The following is a 22,552-nucleotide window of genomic DNA, read 5'->3' on the forward strand; positions in this document are numbered from 1 at the left end:
TAAAAACTTCTTAACTCTATGGTTCAAAAATTACTTTGCATATTTGCATCATGAGTAAAGTGGTTATTATTGGTCCTGCTCATCCGCTTCGCGGAGGTTTAGCATCATTTGATGAAAGGCTTGCAAGACAATTTAAACAGGAAGGAAATGAAGTAATGATTTATACTTTTTCATTGCAATATCCATCATTTTTATTTCCCGGAACTACTCAGTATTCAACAGAGCCTGCACCAAAAGACATTGATATAAAAGTTCGGATTAACTCTATAAATCCTTTAAACTGGTTAATAGTTGGAAATGAACTAAAAAGCCTGAGACCAGACATACTCGTTGTTCGTTATTGGCTTCCCTTTATGGGGCCTTGCCTCGGAACTATTTCAAGGATAGCAAAACAAAACCGACACACCAAAGTGATTTGTATTGCTGATAATATAAAACCCCATGAAAAAAGATTGGGAGATACTGCTTTTACCAGGTATTTTATAGGGGCTGTTGATGCATTTATAACTATGAGTCAAAAAGTGATGACAGACTTGAAAAGCATGACAGCAAAACCTGCACAACAAGTCGTACATCCACTGTACGACAATTTTGGGGAACCAGTATCCAAGGCGGAAGCAAGGAAACAACTGGGTTTGCCGGAAAATGAAAAAATCATACTTTTTTTTGGCTTTATCAGAAAATATAAAGGTCTGGATTTGCTGCTGCAGGCAATGGCATCTCCTTCCATTAAACAATCGGGAATAAAATTATTGATAGCGGGAGAATTTTATGATGACCGAAAACCATACGATGAGTTGATTGCTAAAAACAATATTTTATCACAACTTATTCTAAAAACTGATTTTATTCCTGATAGTATTGTGCGATATTATTTAAGTGCTGCCGATTTTGTTATTCAGCCTTATCGCAATGCCACTCAAAGCGGAGTAACCCCGCTTGCTTATCATTTTGAAAAACCTATGCTAGTCACTAATGTTGGAGGACTGCCCGACCTTGTTCCTGAGGGGAAAGTGGGTTTAATATGCGAACCCACTCCAGATTCAATCGCTTTTAACATTCTTAAGTTGTACGAATTAGGTGAAACCTACTTTTTACCACAACTTCGCGAAGAAAAAAAGAAGTATAGCTGGCATAATTTGACAGGTTGTATAAAGGAGTTGTCTTTAACCTAATTCTATTGTAAAATAATGATTTATCGCAGCAGAGCACCTTTAAGAATTGGTCTTGCCGGCGGAGGCACAGATGTTAGTCCGTACAGTGATTTGTATGGAGGCGCTATTTTAAATGCAACCATTTCTTTATTTGCTAATGCAAGCATAGAGCCAATTGAAGAGAACGCTATCATAGTGCAGGCGCTTGACAGGCATGAAGAACAAAGATTTGAGTGGAACAATGAGTTGCCGATAAATGGAAAACTTGATTTGCTCAAAGGGGTTTACAACCGCATTCAGCGCGATTATGGTGTGCCGCTTACCGGTTTTAGATTATCAACTTATGTAGATGCACCCGCGGGCAGCGGGCTTGGTACTTCTTCTACTTTGGTCGTTGCTGTTATTGGTGCTTTTTATGAAATGCTTCGCCTGCCTTTGGGTGAGTACGATATTGCTCATTACGCTTATGATATTGAAAGGAGTGATTTACAATTAGCCGGGGGTAAGCAGGATCAGTATGCGGCAACTTTTGGCGGTGTAAATTTTATGGAGTTTTACGAAGGTGACCGGGTTATTGTAAATCCATTACGTATAAGACAGCAATATTTAAACGAACTTGAAAATAATCTCGTGTTATATTTTACATCTACCAGTCGTGAAAGTGCGGAAATAATAAAAGAGCAGGTAAAAAATGTAAACCAGAAAAATGAGAGATCAATTGAGGCGATGCACCAGTTAAAAGAGCAGGCAAAAATGATGAAGGAAGCGTTGCTGAAAGGACGATTACACGAATTTGGTGAAATACTTGATTTTGGCTTTGAGCAAAAAAGGAGAATGGCAGCAAACATAAGCAACAGCAGCATTGAAGAGATATATTATGCTGCTAAAAAAGCAGGGGCAACAGGCGGAAAAATAAGTGGTGCAGGTGGTGGTGGATTTATGATATTTTACTGTCCCGGCAACTGTCGCTATAAAGTAATTGAGACCCTTGAAAAATTTGGCGGACAAACCAGGCCCTACCAATTTACAAAAAGCGGGTTAAATACATGGACGATTTAATCGCTTTCAAAAATGTAATAAGTATTCTTTGTTTTCCTCTTATACCCTATCTGGTAGATAAAGCATCTTTTTATTTCTTGTTGAATAAAAATACTTTTGTACAAGAGTGCGACGCAACGATGACGAATAACGATAGAATGCTGACCCATTAAAAAATATCAACACATAAAGAGTACCTGCAATAATGAACAATATAAAAGAAATAATAAAAAAATCTATAGAAGTAAAGGAACAAATACTGGCCGATGAAAGTTTTCTTTTGAAAGTGCAACAAGCTGTAGAGGTAGTAACTGAAGCCTTTAAAAATGGTAACAAGGTTTTATTTTGCGGAAACGGTGGCAGCGCAGCAGATGCACAACACCTGGCCGCAGAGTTTTCAGGAAGGTTTTATAAAGACAGAACTGCATTGCCTGCTGATGCCTTGCATTGCAATACTTCTTACCTGACTGCTGTTGCAAACGACTATAGTTACGATGTTATTTACTCAAGAATTATTGAAGGGATGGGCCATAAAGGTGATGTTCTTTTTGGCCTAAGCACTTCGGGCAATTCAGCAAATATTGTTAAGGCTTTTGAAACTGCCAAAAGCAAAGGAATGCTAACAATTGGTTTTACCGGGGCGACTGGCGGCATCATGAAAGAATCGAGTGATATATTATTAAATGTTCCTTCTTTTGATACACCAAGAATACAGGAAAGTCATATAATGCTTGGTCATATTATTTGCCAGTTTGTAGAAGAAAATCTTTTTCCATAAAACTATAATTTTTTGTAACTTTCTAACATGGTTATTAAAGAAGCGATCATTCTTGCCGGAGGGCTGGGAACCAGGCTACGTTCCGCGGTGCCTGACTTGCCAAAGTGTATGGCACCGATAAATGAGAAACCTTTTTTAACCTATGTAATCAATCATTTAAAAACTGAAGGAATTACTCATTTCATTTTTGCATTGGGTTATAAAAGTGAAGTGGTTGAAGCTTATCTGGAGAAGGATTTTCCAACATTATTATTTAAAACCTCAGTTGAAGAGGAACCTTTAGGCACAGGGGGAGCTGTAAAAAAGGCACTGGCCCTTGCCAAAGAAAACTCTGTTATAATTGCAAATGGCGACACTCTTTACAATATAGATGCAGAGTTATTAGCCAGTATTCATTCATTAAGCGGTGCTTGTTGCACACTTAGTTTGAAACCGATGAAAAACTTTGACCGTTATGGTGTTGTTGAGATTGATGAATGTAGCTTAATAAAGAGTTTTAAAGAAAAGCAATTTTACGAAAGCGGTCTGATAAACGGTGGTGTTTATGCAATTCACCGACATAAATTTCTTGAAGAAAATTTGCCGGAAAAGTTTTCATTTGAAAAAGATTATTTGGAAGTATTTTATAAAAAAAGAAGGATGTTTGGGGTGGTACAAGATGAATATTTTATTGACATAGGGGTGCCTGAAGACTATGAAAGAGCCCAAAGAGAGTTGAAATACAGCCCCCAAACGTGGAGCTAGAAAAACAAAAAATAATTTTTAATTACATAGGAAGATAACCTTATCATTTTCAAATCGAATTTCCTTTCTAAAATTTTCTGTTGTTTTAGCCACAAAAAGATAACCAAAGAAAAAAGGTGTTATACGAGTTGATGGTTTAAAGGTTTACATTATTGTCAATAACCCTGTTTACATCAGTTGCATCAAATGTGAGTTCAACGTCTGTTTCAGGATAAGAAACACAGGTAAGAATTAAACCGTTTTCCAGGTCTTTAGGGGTAAGCACATCATTTATAGTCATCCTGACCCTACCGGTTGTACATATAGAGGTACACGAACTGCATCTTCCGCCTCGGCAGCTGTATGGAAGGTGGATATTGTGTTTCAATGCCACCTCCAGTATGTTATGCGGATATGCAACTTTTATATGGTATTTTTTATTATGATAATTAATTGTGACATTATGCGGATTTGTATCAGTCATGAAAGGTGGGGGAGGAGCTGTTGCGAAAAAGTTTTCTCTTCTGATTGTATCCTGGCTATAGCCCATAACTTTTAATGTAAACAGCGCCATGCGCATAAATGCTTCCGGCCCACAGAGATAAAAACGAACAGAATTCGTATGAACAGTTTGTAGTAATATTCTTTCAAGCAAATTATTATTTAAACGCTGTGAAGGCCTGGTGTGGTCAATTGGATGACTGAAAATTTCTTTTATTAAAAAACGGCCACTAAACTTCTTTTGAAGCAATAATAATTCCTCCCGAAAAATACTTTCTTCCTCATTATGATTTTGATATATCAGTAAAACATTGGTATCAGAAAATTGATATAAAAGATGTTTAATTAAAGAAAACACAGGTGTAATACCACTTCCTGCAGAAACAAAAACAGCTAATTCACTTTCGGGAACATCAATAGTAAACCTTCCGGTTGGTGGCAGGCTTGTAATAACGTCATCAATGTGCAAATGGTCTAAGAGGTAACGGCTGAGTTCACCATTTTCTATTCTTTTTATAGTGAAATATATTTGGGTATCAACACCGGGCGCTGAACTTATAGAATATGAACGACGAACTTCTTTGCCATGAAGGTTTACAAGTAATGTAAAAAATTGACCCCCTTTGTATTCGATCTTCTTACCGTTTACTTCCTCTATAAAATATGATTTACTGCTACTGGTTTCCGTTCTTATATTTTTTATCCTTAATTGTAAATGTTCCATCGATTTTTCTTCTATCAAAGAAGTTGCTTTAAATTTTCAAAAAACTTTTGTAAATGATCACTACCGCCTTTTGCACTTGTATTTTAGTCAGTTAAAACAGTGTTTGTACACCATTTGCAATTTTATTTTCATGTTCGAGCAACCATTTTTTTCTCCATAATCCTCCCGCATAACCTACCAGTTGCCCGTTAGAACCTATAACCCGGTGGCATGGAACAATAATACAAATGTTATTTTTACCATTGCTCGATGCTGCCGCACGTATGCAATTCGGGTCTCCCAAACGTTTGGCAAGCATCATATAACTAATCGTTTTGCCAAAATTAATATTCAGTAATTCGCTCCATACCTTTGTTTGAAAATCTGTGCCTTTTTGATAAATCGGAATATCAAATGATCGCCTTTTACCGTTAAAGTATTCAATCAGTTCTTCAACACATTCGTTTAACAAAGGGTTATTGCCGGAAGGTTGTACATACTCATTCTGGCTATCTATAAAAGACACCTGGTTTATGTACTGCAGAGTTCCACCAATTTTCAGCGTTCCGATGGGAGATTTGTAATATGTATAATTTACCTCGTTCATGTTAGCCTATTGTAAGACCGTTAGACACTTTTCTTTCAGGCTGCAATAAAATTACATCACCATTTTCATCGTATATACCCAGTACAAGGCATTCGCTAAAAAAACCTGCAATTTGTTTTGGCGGAAAATTTACTACGGCAATTACCTGTTGACCTATTAATTGCTCTTTGGTATAATGTTTTGTAATTTGCGCAGAAGATTGCTTGATACCTGATTCGCCAAAATCAATTTTAAGTTTATAAGCAGGTTTTCTTGCTTTTGGGAATTCATCAATTTCAACAATTGTTCCTGTTTGGATGTTTATTTTTTCAAAGTCTTCCCAGGAAATCATAAAAATATTTATTTTCAAAATTAAACAACAAAAAGTATGAAACGTCAGGCAACTGCAGTTTGGAATGGTTCCGGAAAAGAAGGAAACGGAACACTAAGCACACAAAGTACGGTTTTAAACAACAGCCAGTACTCGTATAAATCGCGTTTTGAAGAAGGCATTGGCACAAATCCTGAAGAGTTGATGGCAGCGGCACATGCAGGCTGTTTTACCATGAAGCTGAGTTTTGTTTTAGGTGCAGCGGGTTACACCCCAGACAGAATAGAGACAAATTGTATTATCACTTTAGAAAATGGTGCTATCACAACTTCTCATTTACAGGTAACGGCAACCGTGCCTGGTATCACCAAAGAGGATTTTGACAAGGCCGCACAGGAAGCAAAAACAGACTGCCCTGTTAGTAAAGCATTTAATTTAGAGATCAGCCTTGAGGCTAACCTTGAATAAGTAATTGGCGCTGACAAAAGATAGTTGTCATTATTGATATAGCTGTTGATAATAAATTTATCAACAGCTTTTTTATGGCAGAAAGTTTAAATTGTTTTTTTGTTAGGAATTAAATAACAATATTTATGTAAAGCGTTTGATAAATAACCTTGAGGCATCTAATGTCCGTATGTTATTTTGATAAGTCCGAAAGCAACTGAAATAATTGGAAGGAGTACAGCGAAATATTTTGTAATTTTCGATTTGTGTGTTTATAAAAACAAATTGAAGGTTAGCATGATAAAAAAACACTGCCTCTTTTTCCTGTTTTCCTTTTTATTTCCTGTAATAATTTTTGCCCAGCATACAGGTACCCATATATCAACTCCTGATAATATTGTTTCCGGTGTAGAGCCGCAGCCTTTGCTCGCCCAGGCAGTTCGACTAAATGAAGCTTTGTCTTTTATAGGAAGTTCTTTATCGTCTGAGGATCAAAAAAAATTGATAGCGTTGCAACACGAGCGTCTTACTCCTGAAATCGTAAATGCCGTTCAAAACATTCTCGATCCGTATTGCCTGGCAATCATAGATATCAATCCTGAAACCCGGGTAAAAGTTTTGAGAGGGTCTGCAAAAGCAAAATTGGCTCAAAATGGTTGGGTTAGCTTTTTAGTAAAGGTGAATAACGAAGCAGGTGTTACTGCACCACTTCAGGTAGAAAGTCCTAATGCAGCTGCGCCTTTGCATGTATCCACTTTTGAACCTCATGTAAAGGAGAAGAACATTCTTACACCGGGGCAGGTCGCCAATCAGTTTTTAGAAATGCAGCTATACCGTAACCGTCCGTTGCTGCCAAATCTTTCAGGTTTAAAACTTGAGTATGCGGTATTGCAGATCTACAGCAAAGATGCAGGACAGCGTGAAGCGCAAATAGGTTTTAATATCGGGCAAGGCACACAGGATATTGGCTTTCGCAATACGATAAATATTTTGTTCAATATACTTCCTTCGGTTAATGTAATTTTTCACGTAAAAGATGAGGATGGTTCCCCGGCAATGGCTTCATTTCTTATTACCGATGGTATAGAACGGATCCTCGATGATAGTATTAACACTTTAGCCAAAGCTGATTTTCGCTTAACTGCTGCTCAGCTTGAATACAGGCTTAACGGTTCGACTAAGGGTTACAAAGTTCCCGCTAAACTGACAGGCATTTACCCACTGCCATCAAGACGTGTGGCTGCTTACGATGAATATCCTGATTTTTTCTTTCAACCGCAGGTCTACAGATCTGATGGAGAGTATGTGCAGCTTCCATCGGGCAAATACAATGTTACTTTTACCAAGGGACCCGAATATATTCCACAGACGGTGCAGATGACTATCCCTTCGGGTGTACATTCTTTTGGTGTAACATTTAAATTAAAAAGGTGGGTGAATATGGCGAAACTGGGTTGGTTTAGCGCCGACCATCATGTGCATGCTGCGGGTTGCAGTCACTACGAGAGCCCCGAAGAAGGCGTAAAGCCAAAAGATATGTGGCGACAAGCCATGGGCGAAGACTTAAATGTAGCAGCTGTGCTGGCATGGGGACCAAGCTGGTATCATCAAAAAACTTTTTTTACCGGGCACGACGACCCTCTTTCTACTTCTACAAACATTATGCGTAACGATGTTGAAGTTTCGGGTTTTCCTTCTTCCCATGCAGGACATATTGTGCTTTTAAGGCTTAAGGAAGATGATTATCCTGGAACTACAAAAATTGAAGAGTGGCCTAGCTGGACGTTGCCTGTTTTAACCTGGGCTAAGTCTCAAAATGCTGTTGTTGGTTATGCCCATTCAGGCTGGGGACTTGAGCCGACACAATCAACCAAAGATCTGCCAAATTATATACCGCCAAAAATGGATGGCATAGGAGCAAATGAATATGTTGTTACTGTAACCCAAAATGTTGTTGACTTTTATAGTGCTGGTGATACGCCCGCTCCATGGGAACTGAATATGTGGTATCATTCCCTTAATTGTGGTTTTACGACAAGGCTAAGTGGGGAAACAGATTTTCCATGCATTTTTGATGAGCGTGTAGGGCTGGCGCGAAGTTATTTTAAGACTGACAATAATCTTAATTATGACGGCTATGTAGCCGCCCTCAAAAAAGGCAGGTGTTATGTTTCGGATGGAAGTTCGCATATTATTGATTTTTCTGTAAACGGAGTAGAAGCAGGTACAAATGACAGCAGAGTCTCTTTAAATGGTAAAGAAACAGTAAAGATCACTGCTAAAGTTGCTGCTAATCTTTCGGAGCAACAAGACCAGGCTGGTGCAGCTATTGCGCAAAGGGCATTGACTGAACAGCCTTACTGGAATCTTGAGAGGGCGAGAATTGGAACGACACGAAAGGTTCGTGTAGAGCTTATTGTAAATGGTGAACCGGTAGATACCACAGAAATTGCCGCAGATGGAAACTGGAAAGACGTGAGCTTTACATACCCGGTTAGTAATTCAAGTTGGATGGCACTTAGGATTTATCCAAGTTCACATACCAATCCTGTTTTCGTTATTGTTAACGATAAGCCTGTTCATGTTCGTAAAAGTGCAGAATGGTGCCGGCAAGCAGTGGACCAGTGTTGGAAAATGAAGCAATCCAACATTAGGCAGGAAGAGCATGCTGCTGCAGAAGCCACTTACAATAAGGCGCGGAATATGTATGATAAAATCATTGAGGAATCTTTACATTAATAATGTTAGCTACTGAAAAGCTACCGCAATAAAAGTTTTAAATTTTTCTAAGAATAACTATTTCCCTTTAAATCAAGTTCTTTATTTTTCAGTACTTCCGCAAGGTTTTCTCCTCCCTTGATACCAAAATCAAGTGTACGAATTGGATATGGTATGCTGATATCATTTTCGTCAAATGCTTTTTTTATAAGCATAATAGTTTCGCTGCGGGCCTGTAAGAAAACAGGTTGTTCGGTTGAGTTAATCCAGATTTGCAGGATAAAGTTGATGGAACTGTCGGCAAAAGATTCGTAAAACAAACGTGGTGGTTCATTGGGGTCCAGAACACTTATTTTTTTTACTGCCTGCATGGCAACTTGTTTTACCTTTTCCAGGTCATCCCCATATGAAACACCAACTGAAAGTTCAAATCGTCTTACGCCGGAACGGGTATAATTCTCAAGACTGTTTTGAAAAATATCTTTATTAGGAACAATCACCATTTGCCCTGAAAAAGTCTGAATTATGGTATCTCTCATGTTTATAGTTATTACCTTACCCATTATTTCCTGAGACTTTACCAGGTCACCTATGCTTAATGGCCTGCGGATAGATAATAATATACCCGCCATAAAATTGGCTGCAATATCCTGGAAGGCAAAAGCCAGGGCTATACCAGCTATACCGGCTCCTGCCAGTAAGGAAGTGACCGCTTTGCCAAGATGCAGAACACTTAGCGCTACGAATAAAGTAATGCCTATTGCTACCAGGTAAACAAAAGAAGAAAACAGGTTGGTCAGGGTATCATGCTGGGTAAATCGATGAAACAATCTTGCAGATAGTTTTCTAACAAGCTTTGCAACATAAATCCCAAGCACCAAAACCAGCGAGGCTATAACAATGTTAGGTAGCAATCTTATAAACTCACGTAGCCAGAATAATAATTTTGATTGAATAAGGAGATAAGCTTTTTCTAAATCCATTGGTAAAGGTTGTGCGGTCAAAAGTCAAAATAATTATGGAAAAAGAACAGCTAACGACTGTTAAATGTTTAGAATTTCATTTATATATATAATTATTACGCCTGGCCATCGTGGATCATAAAAAATCAATTCTCTATAAGCTTCTTTTGCTTTAATGCATCATGCAAACTTCCGTACATTTAGACCATGAAATTATACTTTATTCTACTGGTGTCATTGCTGATTATGTCTTCCCGGCTTCACGCCCAAATGATTATGGATTTATATACTCATATTCCCAATTCGAAGCCTTGTACAGAAAAGGAAACATACACAAAAGGTTCTGGTATCGGTCGGGTCGATCATGTTACACGACCTACATTACAAGTATTTTTACCCCAGGTTCCAAATAAAGCTGCAAGCAGTATTATTATTTGTCCCGGTGGTGGTTATTCTGTCCTCGCTATAGATCATGAAGGAATTGAAATAGCGAAAACATTTAATGCCATGGGTATTGCAGCATTTGTACTAAAGTATAGGATTCCCGATTCGTCTTGTATGGTAAATAAAGAAAATGTACCATTGATGGATGCGCAACAGGCCTTAAAAATAGTAAGAGAAAATGCTGCTAAATGGAAAATTGATACATCAAAAATAGGTGTTATCGGCTTTTCTGCCGGCGGGCATTTAGCTTCCTCGTTAGCAACTCATTTTAACGAAGATGTACTTAGCAATCCTAATCATACATCTCTTCGTCCTGATTTTGCTGTGCTGCTTTACCCGGTTATAAGTTTTAAAGACAGCATTACTCACAAAGGTTCAAAAGATAATCTTATCGGTAAAAATCCTTCACCTGCTTTGATGCATCGTTTTTCTAACGAAGAACAGGTCACATCTCAAACCCCTCCTTCATTTTTAGTACATGCTGCTGATGATGATGTTGTTCCGGTTGCAAATAGCATCTCTTTTGTTGAAGCACTCGTTAGAAATAAAGTACCTGCCGAACTGCACCTTTATCAAAACGGAGGTCATGGTTTTGGATTGCATAATAAAACAACGACAGATGAATGGATAGAAAGATTGAAAAACTGGCTAACAAAAAATAACTTTTTACAATAGTCCTGATAATTGAAGCAACTGCTTTTTGTTTCAGATACTTTTTTTCCAAAAAATTGTTATTAAACTTTTTGCTCGTTTGAATTTTTAGGAGCAACGCGAATATGTGTAATGAGAGGTACTAAAAAGGAAATGGAGGACCGGGGATAAAGTTGCCTGAGGCTTTTTGATTAGACTGTACAAATAATGCTGATAACAAAAAAAAGTGCTTAAAAGATAATTACAAACCAACCATTCTTAAACCTGCCCGTCATAATATTATATCAGTTATAGCTGTAACTTCAGGTAATTATACTTTTTGCGATTTATGATCTTATTAAAAAGAGGCAGAAGAATTTTACCACTATTATTATTTGTTATATTTCGTTTAAAAGAAATTGGTTGATTATTGATGAAAAAAAAGTTTTTCCATATAATCTTTTCTTGTTTTTGCTTCTTAATATTTCTTCAGCAGGTACATGGACAGGAAGGTCATCTCAAAAAGAAAAACCATTTTTTTAATAATATATTTAAAAAAATAAAAAGCTCCATTACCGTTTCCCAGCCAGACAGTACAATAAAGGCTACAATTTTAAATACAAAAAGTGTAATTCCTTTTAGTGAATACGAGGGTAAAGTAATACGTAACATAACCACACAGGAACTGGGATTTGAAAAAGTTTTTACCGATACCTCTAAACCAATAAATTATTATGGTACGCGTATATTAAACGCCTTACATACCGATACCTATGACTGGGTTATTCGCGACAATCTCTTCATAAAAAAAGGAACGATTTTAAATCCTTATGTACTTTCTGACAATGAAAGATATATTCGGTCATTAGAGTTTATACAGGACGCACGCATTGTAGTAAAACCGATAAGCGGAAATCCTGATTCTGTTGATATTGTTGTAATAACAAAAGATTTATTTAGCATAACCGGTTCATTAGATATTAGCGGGGCTGACCGACAAAAGTTGACAGCAGCGGAAAGTAATCTTGCGGGAGCCGGTCAGAAAATACAGGTGACCACTTTGCGTGACACCAGAAGGCAACCAACATTCGGTTATGATTTTCTGTATTCAAAAAATAGCGTCCTCCATAGTTTTATAACCGCAACCTTAGGTCAGAGCCGCATAAATAGTGCGCGGACGGGACGTGATAATGTTAGGACAGCTTATTTGCTGCTAAGTCGTCCACTGTTTTCACCTTATTCAAGGTTTGCAGGCGGATTGGAATTGCGATTAAATAAATCAGAAAATTTATATCGCGAAAGCGACAGCCTGTTTCGGAATTACAAAAATGAATCTTTTGATGTTTGGGCTGGTTATAATATAGGATTGAAAAAGCTTTTAGAAGATAATAAAAGCCGGAACAGAACTTTTGTTGCTATTCGCTATATCAGAAATAATTTTTTAGAGAAACCAATTCAATTCAGCAAAGGATATAATACCCTCTTTAATAACATTAATGCTGTACTTGGTGAAGTCACTTTTTTTAAACAGGAATTTTATAAGACAAATTACATTTATAATTTTGGAACTACAGAAGATGTACCGTATGGGTATAACGTGGCATTAACCACAGGATGGTATAAACAGCTCGATTTGGCCCGACCATATTTTGGGGTAAATGCGAACCGGTATGTAGCTTCAGAAAGAGGAAAGTTTACCCAATACTATTTGCGTAGCGGTGTGTTTTTTAACCAGGGCAGGCTCGAAGATGCAAGCGTGCTTGCTGGTGGAAGTTTGTATAGCAAGTTGTATTTGTTTCGCCATTTTAAAATGCGCCAGTACCTTCAATACAGTTATACAAGGCTTTTTAACCGCGTAATTTATGATCCTGTCCAAATCAATAATCCACTGGGCTTAAGAAATTTCAGAGCAGATACTTTGCGAGGCTCACAACGAGTTAGCTTGTATGCTGAAAGTTTATTCTTTGCCAAGTTAAAACTGTTTGGTTTTCAACTGGCCCCATTTGGGTTTGCTGCGGGTACGTTGCTTACAGGTCAGGACAACAATTTTAAGAGGTCAGATATTTATACAGGGCTTGGCGGTGGATTAAGAACCCGTAATGTAAACCTGATATTTGCAACCGCAGAGGTTAAATTAATCTATTTCCCGCGAAAAGCACAGAATATGAACGCTTTTCAGATTTCGTTTAATGGCAATATCCGTTTCCGCTATAATAGCAACTACGTAAGGCCTCCCGATATCATTCAGTTAAATACGGTTGATGTAAATAACTTTTATCAGAATTAATTGGTTTCAATTAATGGAAAAGGCAAGTTTTTTTTGCGATAATATCTGCTTAAAAAGTTGTATTAAATACAGGGTGCGCTCGCCACGTAGTTACCTACAACATAACTTTAAGCCCAGCCATCACCCATCTTCTAGGCATTACTGTTCCCAGTAAATCACTGTATTGTTTATCAAATACATTATCAGCAGAGGCAAAAATGCTCAACTTATTCTTGTATACGTATGCCTGCAACTGTGCATTAAGCAGAAAATAATCTTTCGAAAGAAATGCATTTATAGGAGTTGAAGACTGGATATTTCGTTGCTTATACAACCCGTTTACACTTACAGAAAACCAATGTATGGTATACTGAAGATTGAAGTTGGTAAGAAATTTTGCATGTGATGAAACATAAAAGGAAGGGGTAGCATTATCGCTTTTGCTATCTATCCATGTTAAGCCAAACGTTGCCCACAACTGTTGCTTATTGTCAAATTGTTTTGTGTATTGTATGTCTGTCTCAATACCCGTAGAGTTTACTCTTGCTATGTTTTTTGCCAAAGCATACGTTCCTGTCGGTGATAGATTAGTTTTCCTGGGCATTTCATTAAAAGGGGTAGGAACGTAATCTATCAGGTGTGTAAAGTTTTGACGGAAAATAGTTGCTGCAATTTTCATATTTTTTATACCAAAAAAATCTGCACCAGCTTCATAACTAAATGAGCGTTCTGACGCCAGATCAGGATTTCCTATGCTTCCACTTGCAACAAAGGTCTTGTTGTAATTATTAAAACGCTCGGTAAAATCGGCATCTCGTATCGTTTTACCGGCGCTTCCGCGCAATTGCCAATAGGGTAGCTTGTATGATAAATTCAGTTGTGGAATCATCTGCCAGCCGCTTCTTTCATTCCATTCAAAGCGCATAGCCGGATTGACATTAAAATGTTCTCCAATTCTCTGACCCACTATCAAAAAAGCACCTGCCTGGTTAAGCGTATGATTTCCGCGATCATTAGATTGCATCTTTTTATTTACCCATTGAGCACCGGTGGTAAGTGTTGTCTTAGCACCCGCTTCCCAATTATACACCGCCAGCCCCTGCATTAAATTGCTCTTATTTGAATTTGCACCAGCCGCACTATTAAATTTATATGTGTCGTTTGTAGTTTTATAGCCGATATCGAGTGAGAAATTATGATGGAGCTTTGCATAATTTAGCTGTAGCTGATTCCAAAAAGCCGCTACTTTTTCATGGGCGGTATCAGATTTAAAAGTTGTATAAAAATTTTGTGCAGCAAAGTCACGCTTGTCATAAGCAGATCTAAATGAAATATTCCAGTATTTATTGATAAATTGATTTATAGAAGCAGAAGCCGAAGTATTGTGAAAAAAACCTTTTGTTCCGCGTTGTTGCTGGCCTGTCGCATTGTTAGATAATACCCCCCCTGCAATTGCTGTGTTTTTATTCTGGTAAAATCCGCCCACCTGTCCATTTAACAAACCGTACTGTCCGGCAGCCCCCTGGGCAGTTAGCTGGCTTGTTTTCTGCTCTCTTTTTGCTGCAAAAGTTTTAGTGATTATATGAATAACCCCTCCCACTGCCTCTGAGCCGTAAATGGCAGAAGAAGCGCCTTTTAAAATTTCTATTCTTTCAATCTCTGCGGGAGCAATAGGAATGTAACTGTTGAAATGGCCTGTGTTTGGATCATTTATGCGAATTCCATCTATTATTACCAATACCTGTTGAAAAGTGCCACCACGTAAAACTATATCACTTTGCGCACCCATTGGTCCACGCATTTGCACCTCTAAACCTGGTAAATATCTTAATAGTTCATCCAATGAATTTACCGGCAGTTTTGAAAATTGCTCTCCTTTAATTACCAACATATTACGCCCTGTGGCAGAGGATGAAACGGGTTGTAATGAAGCCGTAATGGTAACAGGATCAAGTTCTACCTGTTGCGCATGTATTGCAGGGTGAATAATAAGGAAATATAAAAAAGTACATAAAGTTATTTTCTTATTTGTTTTCATAATAATATTTGAAATCCAGAACTATTATAAGAAATGAAAAATTCAGTTTTAATAGTCCCAATCATTAATTAAACGCAATGATTAAAATTCTTAATCATTTTTTTTGTATGGTCAATCTGTTATAAAAGTTTGTAGCGATAAGTAGTTCGCCCAAGGGCAAAGATGAGGAAAGAACAGTTATGAATTTTAAGAATACATAAAAAATATGCGGCTTTATTTAATCAGAAAAATCTGTTGTTTGCTCTTCTGCAATTGTGTAATGTAGTTGAACAAGACCTTTTTCAAATGTTTTTGAATTAATCAATTGTAGTCTTTTCTCTGGCCGGCCCTGTTTAAATAATGGAATGCCTTCACCAAGAAAAATAGGAATTATTGAAATGATAAATTCATCAATAAGATTTTGTTTCATCATTTCATGTACTACTTCTGCTCCTCCGTCTATAAATATATTTTTTCCTGCTTCTTGTTTTAAAGACAAAACCAGGTTTGTAATATTGCCTGTATAGAAAGTAATGTTTCCCGACGGCGGTTTTGCAGTGCGTGTTATAACAAAGGTTTTTTTATCAGAATGAGGAAAAGGAATACCCAAAGTCAATACTTTATCATAAGTCTTTCGACCTAAAATCACTGTATCAATCGTTTTAATAAAATCTCCGTAACCATAATCCTGTCCTTTCTGTTCAACAATTGATAAGAAACTAATGTCATCATTTCTCTTTGCAATAAAGCCCTCTAAGCTCATTGCTATGTATAGCACAACTTTTCTGCCTGTTGCCATAGTAGTTGCAATATTTTAATAAACCTCGTAAAAGTTGCTTTATCAGTTACGTCTTAAGTCGTTCTTCTACAAGTTTCCTTTCTTCATTTCACCCACCGCGTAATCCACAGCTCTTGCCGCAAAAGCCATATAAGTTAAAGATGGATTTTGAGTTGATGTTGAGTTCATGCAACCCCCATCAGTAACAAAAACATTTGTGCAGGCATGTAGCTGGTTCCATTTATTCAGCATAGAGGTTTTCGGATCTTTACCCATACGAATGCCACCCATTTCATGTATATCCAGCCCCGGCGCCTGTTTGGAATCTGTTGTTTTTATGTCGGTGAATCCTGCTTTGGTATACATTTCAGTAAATTGTTCAAAAAAGTCCTGTTTCATCTTTGCGTCATTATCATCATAACTGATGTTGATATTTAGCAAGGGAATACCCCATTCATCTTTTTTACTGCTGTTTAAACTAACCGTGTTTGTTTCTTTCGGAATGGTTTCACCCATCATATGCGATCCAACGTACCATGGTCCCCATTCTTTATGCAACAAGTTCTTTTTCAATTCCTCACCAAACCCATCAGTATTTGTGTTAAATGACCTTCCGGAATTAAATCCTGCTGCATATCCACGAAGAAAGCCTGTTTCCTGTTTAAACACATTTCTAAACCTTGGAAAATAAGCGCTCGTTGGTCTTCTTCCATCGGTTGTGGTGTCTTTAAAAGCATCATATTGAGCAGAAATTCTTGCACTGTAGTTATGAAAAGCGACATATTTACCTAAAATACCACTATCGTTGCCAAGTCCGTTGGGAAAACGATGTGAAATGGAGTTTAAAAGAACCAGGTTAGAATTTAAAGCACCAGCATTTAAGAATATAACTTTTGCATAATAATCGATTGTTTCTTTTGTTTTAGAATCTATAACCCTTACGCCTGTTGCTTTTCCTGCTTTCTCATCATAAATAATAGAATGTACTACAGAAAATGGCCTTAACGTCATATTTCCTGTTTTTTGCGCCCACGGAATCGTAGTGGAGTTAGCGCTGAAATACCCGCCGAAAGGACAACCACGCTGACATAAGTTTCTGTTTTGACATTGTGCTCTCCCTTGCTGCAGATGTACTGGCTGAGGTTCAGTAAGATGAGCGCAACGGGCATATATAACATGCCGGTCGTTATAGTTTTTTGATATAAAGTCTTTAAAGTAATTTTCTACACAAGATAATTCCAAAGGGGGCAAAAATTCTCCGTCAGGAAGATTTGGTAAACCATCTTTGTTGCCAGATATTCCTGCAAACTTTTCGACATAGCTGTACCATGGCGCAATATCTTTATAACGGATGGGCCAGTCAACAGCAAAACCATCTCTTGCAGGGCCTTCAAAATCAAAGTCGCTCCAGCGTTGCGTTTGCCTTGCCCAGAGCAAGGACTTGCCTCCAACCTGGTAACCTCTTATCCAGTCAAAAGGCTTTTCCTGCACATAAGGATGTTCGTTGTCTTTAACGACAAAATGCATGGCATCTTCCTTAAATATATAACAGCGGGTTGCAATAGGGTTGGCCTCCTGAATGTCAACAGGAAGCTGGTTTCGATGCTCAAATTCCCATGGGTTCATATTGGTGGTAGGATAATCAACAAGATGTTTTACATCTCTGCCACGTTCTAATACAAGTGTCTTAAGACCTTTTTCTGTCAGTTCTTTTGCAGCCCATCCACCGCTCATACCGGCGCCGATAACTATAGCGTCGAAGGTGCGATTCTTAATCGAGTTATTATTATTACCCATGTATCTAAATTGAAGCTCCTTTTTGATTTAATGAGGTTACCGGAACACAGCCATGAAACTTTCCCGGAACAAGTTTATATACCTGCACATTTGTGAGGTAATATTTGGAAGTCATATATCCCTGCACGGTAAGCTTTTTCATTATATTAAAAAAAGCTGAAACGTCTTCTGAAACTTCTTTGCTGTTTATATTATTTCTTATCAGTTCTTCTCTTTGCAATACATTACAATCGACAAAAGATTTATCAAATTTCTTTTGCGAGATCTTTTCAAATTCTTTCATCCCTTTCAAAAACTGTTGTTGCTGCTCTTTTGTATAACAGTCATCGAGCATCTTTAATACGAAAAGGTGAGTATAAGTATCTTTTGCCCCGGGAGTATCGGTTACAGGAATGATTGTTTCACTAACCTCCGTTATCAGCTTCTCATCGCTGCCATCTATCGACAGGTGTTTGTAAACTATGGCCGGCCTGCTTTTTTCCTGCATGCACGAGGGTACAATGGCCGCGCCTACAGAAATCATTAAGCAATGTTTGATGGCATTACGTCTCGTTATGTTCATAGTATTATTGACTGGAAACTACTTGCTCCACTTCATTTTATTTTTACAATAATAATGATAAATATTATTTAGGCTGTTTAAGTAGAAATAATATCAAAAATTATTTAGAAAGTATATACTTTTTTGAAAGCTCCAAAGCCTACTGTCTTATACTCGTTTTTAAATTTATATTGAATCCTTTTTAGGAAAATCCAGTCATTTACTCTAACTGATTGACTGGTAATATCCATAAACTGGTTAAAATACATAGGAAGTTTTTCGTCAGGGACACGATCGCCCCATACTGCTCTTACTCCGGCTATAATACAGGTTTTATCATCTGGCTTACTTGAATAAGCCGCGAAAAGACCAAAAGCAATTACTATTGCAATAATTATTTTTCTCATTGGTATCTATAAAAACAAATATCTGATATTTATTGCTTGCTGTTGTAGTTTTTAATCAACTTTTATCACACCTGGTATATTTGCTTCGCTACCCATTTTTTCCACAATAAAACTGCCGTTTACAATTTTAACTTTAAACAGTTCGTCATAACCTTCTTCGTAAGATGGGATTTGAAGCTTTTTGTAGGTACCTCCAATTCCTGCAGGCGGTACAATTTCTTTTCCAGTTCTGTTTTTATTCCTTGTGATCGCTTCTCCTACAGTGGTTTCAAAATAAAATCCTTTTATTGTAAACTTATATTGCTTTGCTTTATTTATATAAACGAGTCTTTCCTTTTTGGTTATGTTGGTATTATCTATTACAAAACGCTGCTGAGTTTGTAAGCATGTTTCTAAAAAAATGGCTTCTTTTCGTCTTGTGTTTAATAAATCTAAAGAAATACGTACATGAGTTTTAAAGAAATTCTCTTTGTAAAAAGTCGTTTTACCAGAAGCTTGTATGCCACAAAATATTATTGCTTCCATATAATTTTCAATTGTCAGGAGAGATGCAATCGAAAAGCCAGCATAAGAATTATTGTTAGAAGTTGTAAAGCCGGATTAATGTGAAACGAATTTTAAGCCCACGATAGAAGCTATAAGAGTAGTAAGGAAAAACATTCTCCAAAAATCTGCGGGTTCATTAAATAAAATAATGCCTGCAAGCACTGTCCCAACCACACCAACGCCTGTCCATACTGCGTAGGCTGTACCAATAGGTAAAGTCTGGGTGGCTTTATACAATAAAATCATACTAATACAAAGACTGATAAAAAAGCCAATAAGCCAAAAAGTTGAAGTCTGACCAGTAGTTTCTTTGGCCTTACCCAGGCAGGTTGCAAACCCAACTTCAAAAAATCCGGCAATAATTAATATAGTCCAATTCATAGGTTTAAAAAAATGTTGTTTACAAAATAACGACGATAAAAATGCTTTTAAATTTAAACACGTAGCATTTTTATCGTCGTACAAATTAGAAAATGAACAAACAGAGTATAGTTGTCAAGATAAATAAGAAAATGAAAAGCCTTTTTTGCTATATCATTTTCTATGAAAGAAGTTATCCTTTTTTTTGTTCAACAGTCTTTATATCTGTCGCCTCCTTACTTTGTATAGATTTATTACCCGTTTCTACTTCTACCATTTTTGTAGTAACAGCGTAGTCGTTAGGATGAATCTCAGAACCATACTTCACAGCATATGCTTTTGTAAATTCTGCCCCAAAGTACAAAATGATAGAAGAGTAATATATCCACAACAAGAGGACTACCAATGAGCCGGCAGTGCCGTAAGTGCTGCCAACATTGCTTTTGCTAATGTAAAAGGAGATTGCAAATTTGCCCAGCATAAATAATAAAGCGGTTGCAATCGCACCGGCTAATACATCTTTCCATTTAATCTTTGCATCCGGTAAAACTTTGAATATAACACCGAATATTGTTGTAATTACAGCAAGGGTAATAAATACATTAATAATGTAAAAGATAACTACAGTCACATCAGGAAAACGAGCTTTTAAACTGTCACTAAATCCATCAATAATAGCAGTAATGCCAAGGGAAACAAGCAGCAAAAATCCAAGACTTGCTATTACAGAAAAGGAAAGAAACCTGTTCTGAATCATCTTTAGCCATCCTCTCTTCGGTTTTGGTTTTAAGCCCCATATCATGTTAATAGAATCCTGTATTTCGGCAAAAACAGTAGTAGCACCAACAAGCAGTGTTATTGCACCAATAATGACAGCTAGTTTGCTTTTGCCCGCCAGGGAAGCATTTTTTATCATTTCTTGTAATGTGGCAGCCGTATCTGATCCCACAAAGCCTGCAAGTTGTCCATAAATTTTCCCTTCTACGGCCTCTCTTCCTAAAAATAGCCCGGTCAAAGAAATGATTACAATAAGTAATGGAGCCATTGAAAAAACGGTATAATAGGCCAATGAGGCGCTTAATTTCGTTACTTTATCATCCCCGAACCCCCCAAATGCATTTTTCAGCACTTCAATCACACCCTTAAAAGAAATCTTTTTACTCATTATGTAACCTTTTTTAGGCATTTACTGCAAAAAAGCTACCATACATTAAATTTCAATAAAATATTATGTATTAGATTTAGATGAAAAACATATGACCGCCCTAGTTCTATGCATAAAAAAAGCAGGATGCATACAGCATCCTGCTTTTATAACAAAACCTAAAAAGTATTATAAATGAGCCTGGATCTTTTTGTCTAAAACAGATTTAGGAACTGCTCCTATTTGTTTGTCTACCACCTTACCACCTTTAATAAATAGTATAGCAGGAATAGAAGTAATGCCGTAATTGACACTTAAATTAGGATTTTGGTCAACGTTTACTTTTCCTACGTTTACCTTTCCGTTATATTCTTTTGACAGTTCTTCCACTACCGGACCAATAGCGCGACAAGGGCCACACCATTCTGCCCAAAAATCTATAAGTGAAAGTTTATCACTATCTAAAACATTAGTCTGAAAATTTGCATCGGTAAGTTCTAAAGCCATAATGTATATTTTAAAGTTGATATAATATGATGTAGTTTTCAACTACAAATACCAGATTGCAAATTTAACTCCAATAAACGAAATCTGCTTTTTTGACTTTTGCACCGATGTGTATTTTGCAATTTATGGCAGTTTAATGACTAAAACCCTACTCTTGATGTAGAGAAAAATAGACGCAACATTTAAAAGAGGGGAATGGCGGCACCGTTACACTGTCACTACCTGTACTTCTACATCTTCGTTTTTTTCTAAAAAATGTACCAATTCTTCATACATTGTAATGCTTTTTTCCAAAAGGGGTATTCAACAACTTTATCCCTGCGTTCCGGGAAAATAATTAATTAATGAGTGTAAGTATTCTTAATCATCGGGAGTTGCGGGATATACTGTAACGAGAAGGTCCAGAACGCTCTAATTAATATTGTCACAAACGACAGAAGTCGATTGCTCCGGCTTAGTTCTATGCTAGTCTGTGCCTGCAGCAGTTGCAGGCACAGCATGTGGCGCATTGCTGCAACACTCACAGTGACAAAAAAACTATAGTTCCTTTACAATTGCCAATGATTTTTTTACATGCTCATCCGCTGCGATATGATCGGTTTCCGATGAAAATACAGCTACAATTTTGCGATCTTTATTAATAACGAATGTTGTTCGTGGTATGAAGCCGTGAGTAACCTCCTGGCCCCGTACATCTTTAACTCCAGGTTGTGGAGGTTTCAACTTCAAACCATAAGTTGCTGCAATTTTGCCTTCAGGATCAGAAGCCACTGCAAATTTTCCCCCGCAGTAATCCGGATCGGACGAGAACGAATTCAATCGGGCAATATCATCTGCTGAAAGACCGATAATGGTTGCTCCTGCTGCCGTAAATTTATCCTTGAATTCGGCGAATGTATGTGCTTCTAAATCGCACCCACCTGTGTAGGCCGCAGGATAGAAGTATAATACCACCGGTCCTTTGGCAAGAGCTTTTTTTAATGAAAAATCGAATTCCTTGCCAGCCATGCTGGCTTTTGCGTTGAAAGTCGGTGCTGTCGAACCCTTTGCCAATATCATCGATTGAGCAAAACCACCGTGTGTAATGAAAAGCAAAAACCCGAAAATTAAAAGGAAGGAAAGATGATTTCTCTTTAACATGGCCAATCATTTTTTAATCACTATCAAACATACG

Annotated in this window: 22 protein-coding genes; 8 read left to right on the top strand and 14 right to left on the bottom strand. The window is 37.3% G+C overall.

What is annotated here, in order from left to right; all coding sequences use genetic code 11:
* Positions 1–50 precede the first annotated feature (50 nt).
* The 4 genes from B154_RS0105485 to B154_RS0105500 all read left to right on the top strand — a co-directional run bounded on the left by B154_RS0105485 (position 51) and on the right by B154_RS0105500 (position 3,714).
* Positions 51–1,175, top strand: a complete 1,125-nt coding sequence (locus tag B154_RS0105485) for a glycosyltransferase (RefSeq protein ID WP_018612379.1) — start codon at positions 51–53, stop codon at positions 1,173–1,175.
* Between the two features lie 15 nt (positions 1,176–1,190).
* A complete protein-coding gene (locus B154_RS0105490; protein WP_018612380.1) occupies positions 1,191–2,213 on the top strand; it encodes a GHMP family kinase ATP-binding protein in 1,023 nt (340 codons plus the stop codon).
* 184 nt (positions 2,214–2,397) lie between these two features.
* Positions 2,398–2,970 carry a D-sedoheptulose 7-phosphate isomerase gene (gene gmhA, locus B154_RS0105495; RefSeq protein ID WP_018612382.1) on the top strand — a complete coding sequence of 191 codons (573 nt, stop codon included), beginning with the start codon at positions 2,398–2,400 and terminating at the stop codon, positions 2,968–2,970.
* A gap of 27 nt (positions 2,971–2,997) precedes the next feature.
* Complete coding sequence (locus tag B154_RS0105500; protein ID WP_018612384.1) at positions 2,998–3,714, top strand: nucleotidyltransferase family protein; 717 nt, start codon at positions 2,998–3,000, stop codon at positions 3,712–3,714.
* Positions 3,715–3,850: 136 nt separating this feature from the next.
* Here the strand turns inward: B154_RS0105500 and B154_RS27775 are convergent, their stop codons facing one another.
* From B154_RS27775 to B154_RS0105515, 3 genes are all read right to left on the bottom strand, one after another.
* A complete protein-coding gene (locus B154_RS27775; protein ID WP_018612386.1) occupies positions 3,851–4,918 on the bottom strand; it encodes an iron-sulfur cluster-binding domain-containing protein in 1,068 nt (355 codons plus the stop codon).
* Between the two features lie 91 nt (positions 4,919–5,009).
* Positions 5,010–5,504 (bottom strand): methylated-DNA--[protein]-cysteine S-methyltransferase, encoded by a 495-nt coding sequence (locus B154_RS0105510; RefSeq protein ID WP_018612388.1) that lies wholly within the window; start codon positions 5,502–5,504, stop codon positions 5,010–5,012.
* A 1-nt stretch (position 5,505) separates the two neighbouring features.
* Positions 5,506–5,835: a tRNA-binding protein gene (locus B154_RS0105515; RefSeq protein ID WP_018612390.1), complete on the bottom strand. Its 330-nt coding sequence runs from the start codon at positions 5,833–5,835 to the stop codon at positions 5,506–5,508.
* Between the two features lie 36 nt (positions 5,836–5,871).
* On the opposite strand from B154_RS0105515, the gene B154_RS0105520 reads away from it, so the two are divergent.
* Together B154_RS0105520 and B154_RS0105525 are read left to right on the top strand one after the other, a co-directional pair.
* Complete coding sequence (locus tag B154_RS0105520; RefSeq protein ID WP_018612391.1) at positions 5,872–6,282, top strand: OsmC family protein; 411 nt, start codon at positions 5,872–5,874, stop codon at positions 6,280–6,282.
* Between the two features lie 276 nt (positions 6,283–6,558).
* Positions 6,559–9,000, top strand: coding sequence for a CehA/McbA family metallohydrolase (locus B154_RS0105525; protein ID WP_018612392.1), 2,442 nt, complete (start codon positions 6,559–6,561; stop codon positions 8,998–9,000).
* A gap of 47 nt (positions 9,001–9,047) precedes the next feature.
* On the opposite strand, the gene B154_RS0105530 is transcribed toward B154_RS0105525, so the two are convergent.
* Complete coding sequence (locus B154_RS0105530) at positions 9,048–9,962, bottom strand: mechanosensitive ion channel family protein (protein WP_018612394.1); 915 nt, start codon at positions 9,960–9,962, stop codon at positions 9,048–9,050.
* A gap of 186 nt (positions 9,963–10,148) precedes the next feature.
* On the opposite strand from B154_RS0105530, the gene B154_RS0105535 reads away from it, so the two are divergent.
* Positions 10,149–11,060, top strand: coding sequence for an alpha/beta hydrolase (locus B154_RS0105535; RefSeq protein ID WP_018612397.1), 912 nt, complete (start codon positions 10,149–10,151; stop codon positions 11,058–11,060).
* Positions 11,061–11,448: 388 nt separating this feature from the next.
* Positions 11,449–13,302 (top strand): BamA/TamA family outer membrane protein, encoded by a 1,854-nt coding sequence (locus B154_RS27780; RefSeq protein ID WP_018612399.1) that lies wholly within the window; start codon positions 11,449–11,451, stop codon positions 13,300–13,302.
* Positions 13,303–13,396: 94 nt separating this feature from the next.
* Here B154_RS27780 and B154_RS0105545 read toward each other — a convergent pair whose 3' ends face one another.
* The 10 genes from B154_RS0105545 to B154_RS0105595 all read right to left on the bottom strand — a co-directional run bounded on the left by B154_RS0105545 (position 13,397) and on the right by B154_RS0105595 (position 22,518).
* Positions 13,397–15,319, bottom strand: a complete 1,923-nt coding sequence (locus tag B154_RS0105545) for a TonB-dependent receptor plug domain-containing protein (protein WP_018612402.1) — start codon at positions 15,317–15,319, stop codon at positions 13,397–13,399.
* A 217-nt stretch (positions 15,320–15,536) separates the two neighbouring features.
* Entirely contained in the window at positions 15,537–16,097 is a 561-nt protein-coding gene (locus B154_RS0105550; protein WP_018612404.1) for a dihydrofolate reductase family protein, read from the bottom strand.
* A gap of 66 nt (positions 16,098–16,163) precedes the next feature.
* Positions 16,164–17,873 (bottom strand): GMC oxidoreductase, encoded by a 1,710-nt coding sequence (locus B154_RS0105555; protein ID WP_018612406.1) that lies wholly within the window; start codon positions 17,871–17,873, stop codon positions 16,164–16,166.
* A gap of 4 nt (positions 17,874–17,877) precedes the next feature.
* Positions 17,878–18,435, bottom strand: coding sequence for a gluconate 2-dehydrogenase subunit 3 family protein (locus B154_RS27785; RefSeq protein WP_083934925.1), 558 nt, complete (start codon positions 18,433–18,435; stop codon positions 17,878–17,880).
* Between the two features lie 104 nt (positions 18,436–18,539).
* On the bottom strand, positions 18,540–18,821 hold the full coding sequence (locus B154_RS0105565) for a hypothetical protein (RefSeq protein WP_018612411.1): 282 nt from the start codon (positions 18,819–18,821) through the stop codon (positions 18,540–18,542).
* Between the two features lie 51 nt (positions 18,822–18,872).
* The gene (locus tag B154_RS0105570) at positions 18,873–19,346 is read right to left on the bottom strand and encodes an AAA family ATPase (RefSeq protein ID WP_018612413.1); all 474 of its coding nucleotides are present in this window, start codon (positions 19,344–19,346) and stop codon (positions 18,873–18,875) included.
* A gap of 75 nt (positions 19,347–19,421) precedes the next feature.
* Positions 19,422–19,748, bottom strand: a complete 327-nt coding sequence (locus B154_RS0105575) for a DMT family transporter (protein ID WP_018612415.1) — start codon at positions 19,746–19,748, stop codon at positions 19,422–19,424.
* A 172-nt stretch (positions 19,749–19,920) separates the two neighbouring features.
* Positions 19,921–20,892, bottom strand: a complete 972-nt coding sequence (locus B154_RS0105580; protein WP_018612417.1) for a YihY/virulence factor BrkB family protein — start codon at positions 20,890–20,892, stop codon at positions 19,921–19,923.
* A gap of 168 nt (positions 20,893–21,060) precedes the next feature.
* Entirely contained in the window at positions 21,061–21,378 is a 318-nt protein-coding gene (gene trxA, locus B154_RS0105590) for a thioredoxin (protein WP_018612419.1), read from the bottom strand.
* A 537-nt stretch (positions 21,379–21,915) separates the two neighbouring features.
* Positions 21,916–22,518, bottom strand: a complete 603-nt coding sequence (locus B154_RS0105595; protein WP_018612420.1) for a peroxiredoxin — start codon at positions 22,516–22,518, stop codon at positions 21,916–21,918.
* Between the last annotated feature and the right edge of the window lie 34 nt (positions 22,519–22,552).

Origin of the sequence: Segetibacter koreensis DSM 18137 (assembly GCF_000374045.1) — a bacterium.
Taxonomy (GTDB): Bacteria; Bacteroidota; Bacteroidia; order Chitinophagales; family Chitinophagaceae; genus Segetibacter; species Segetibacter koreensis.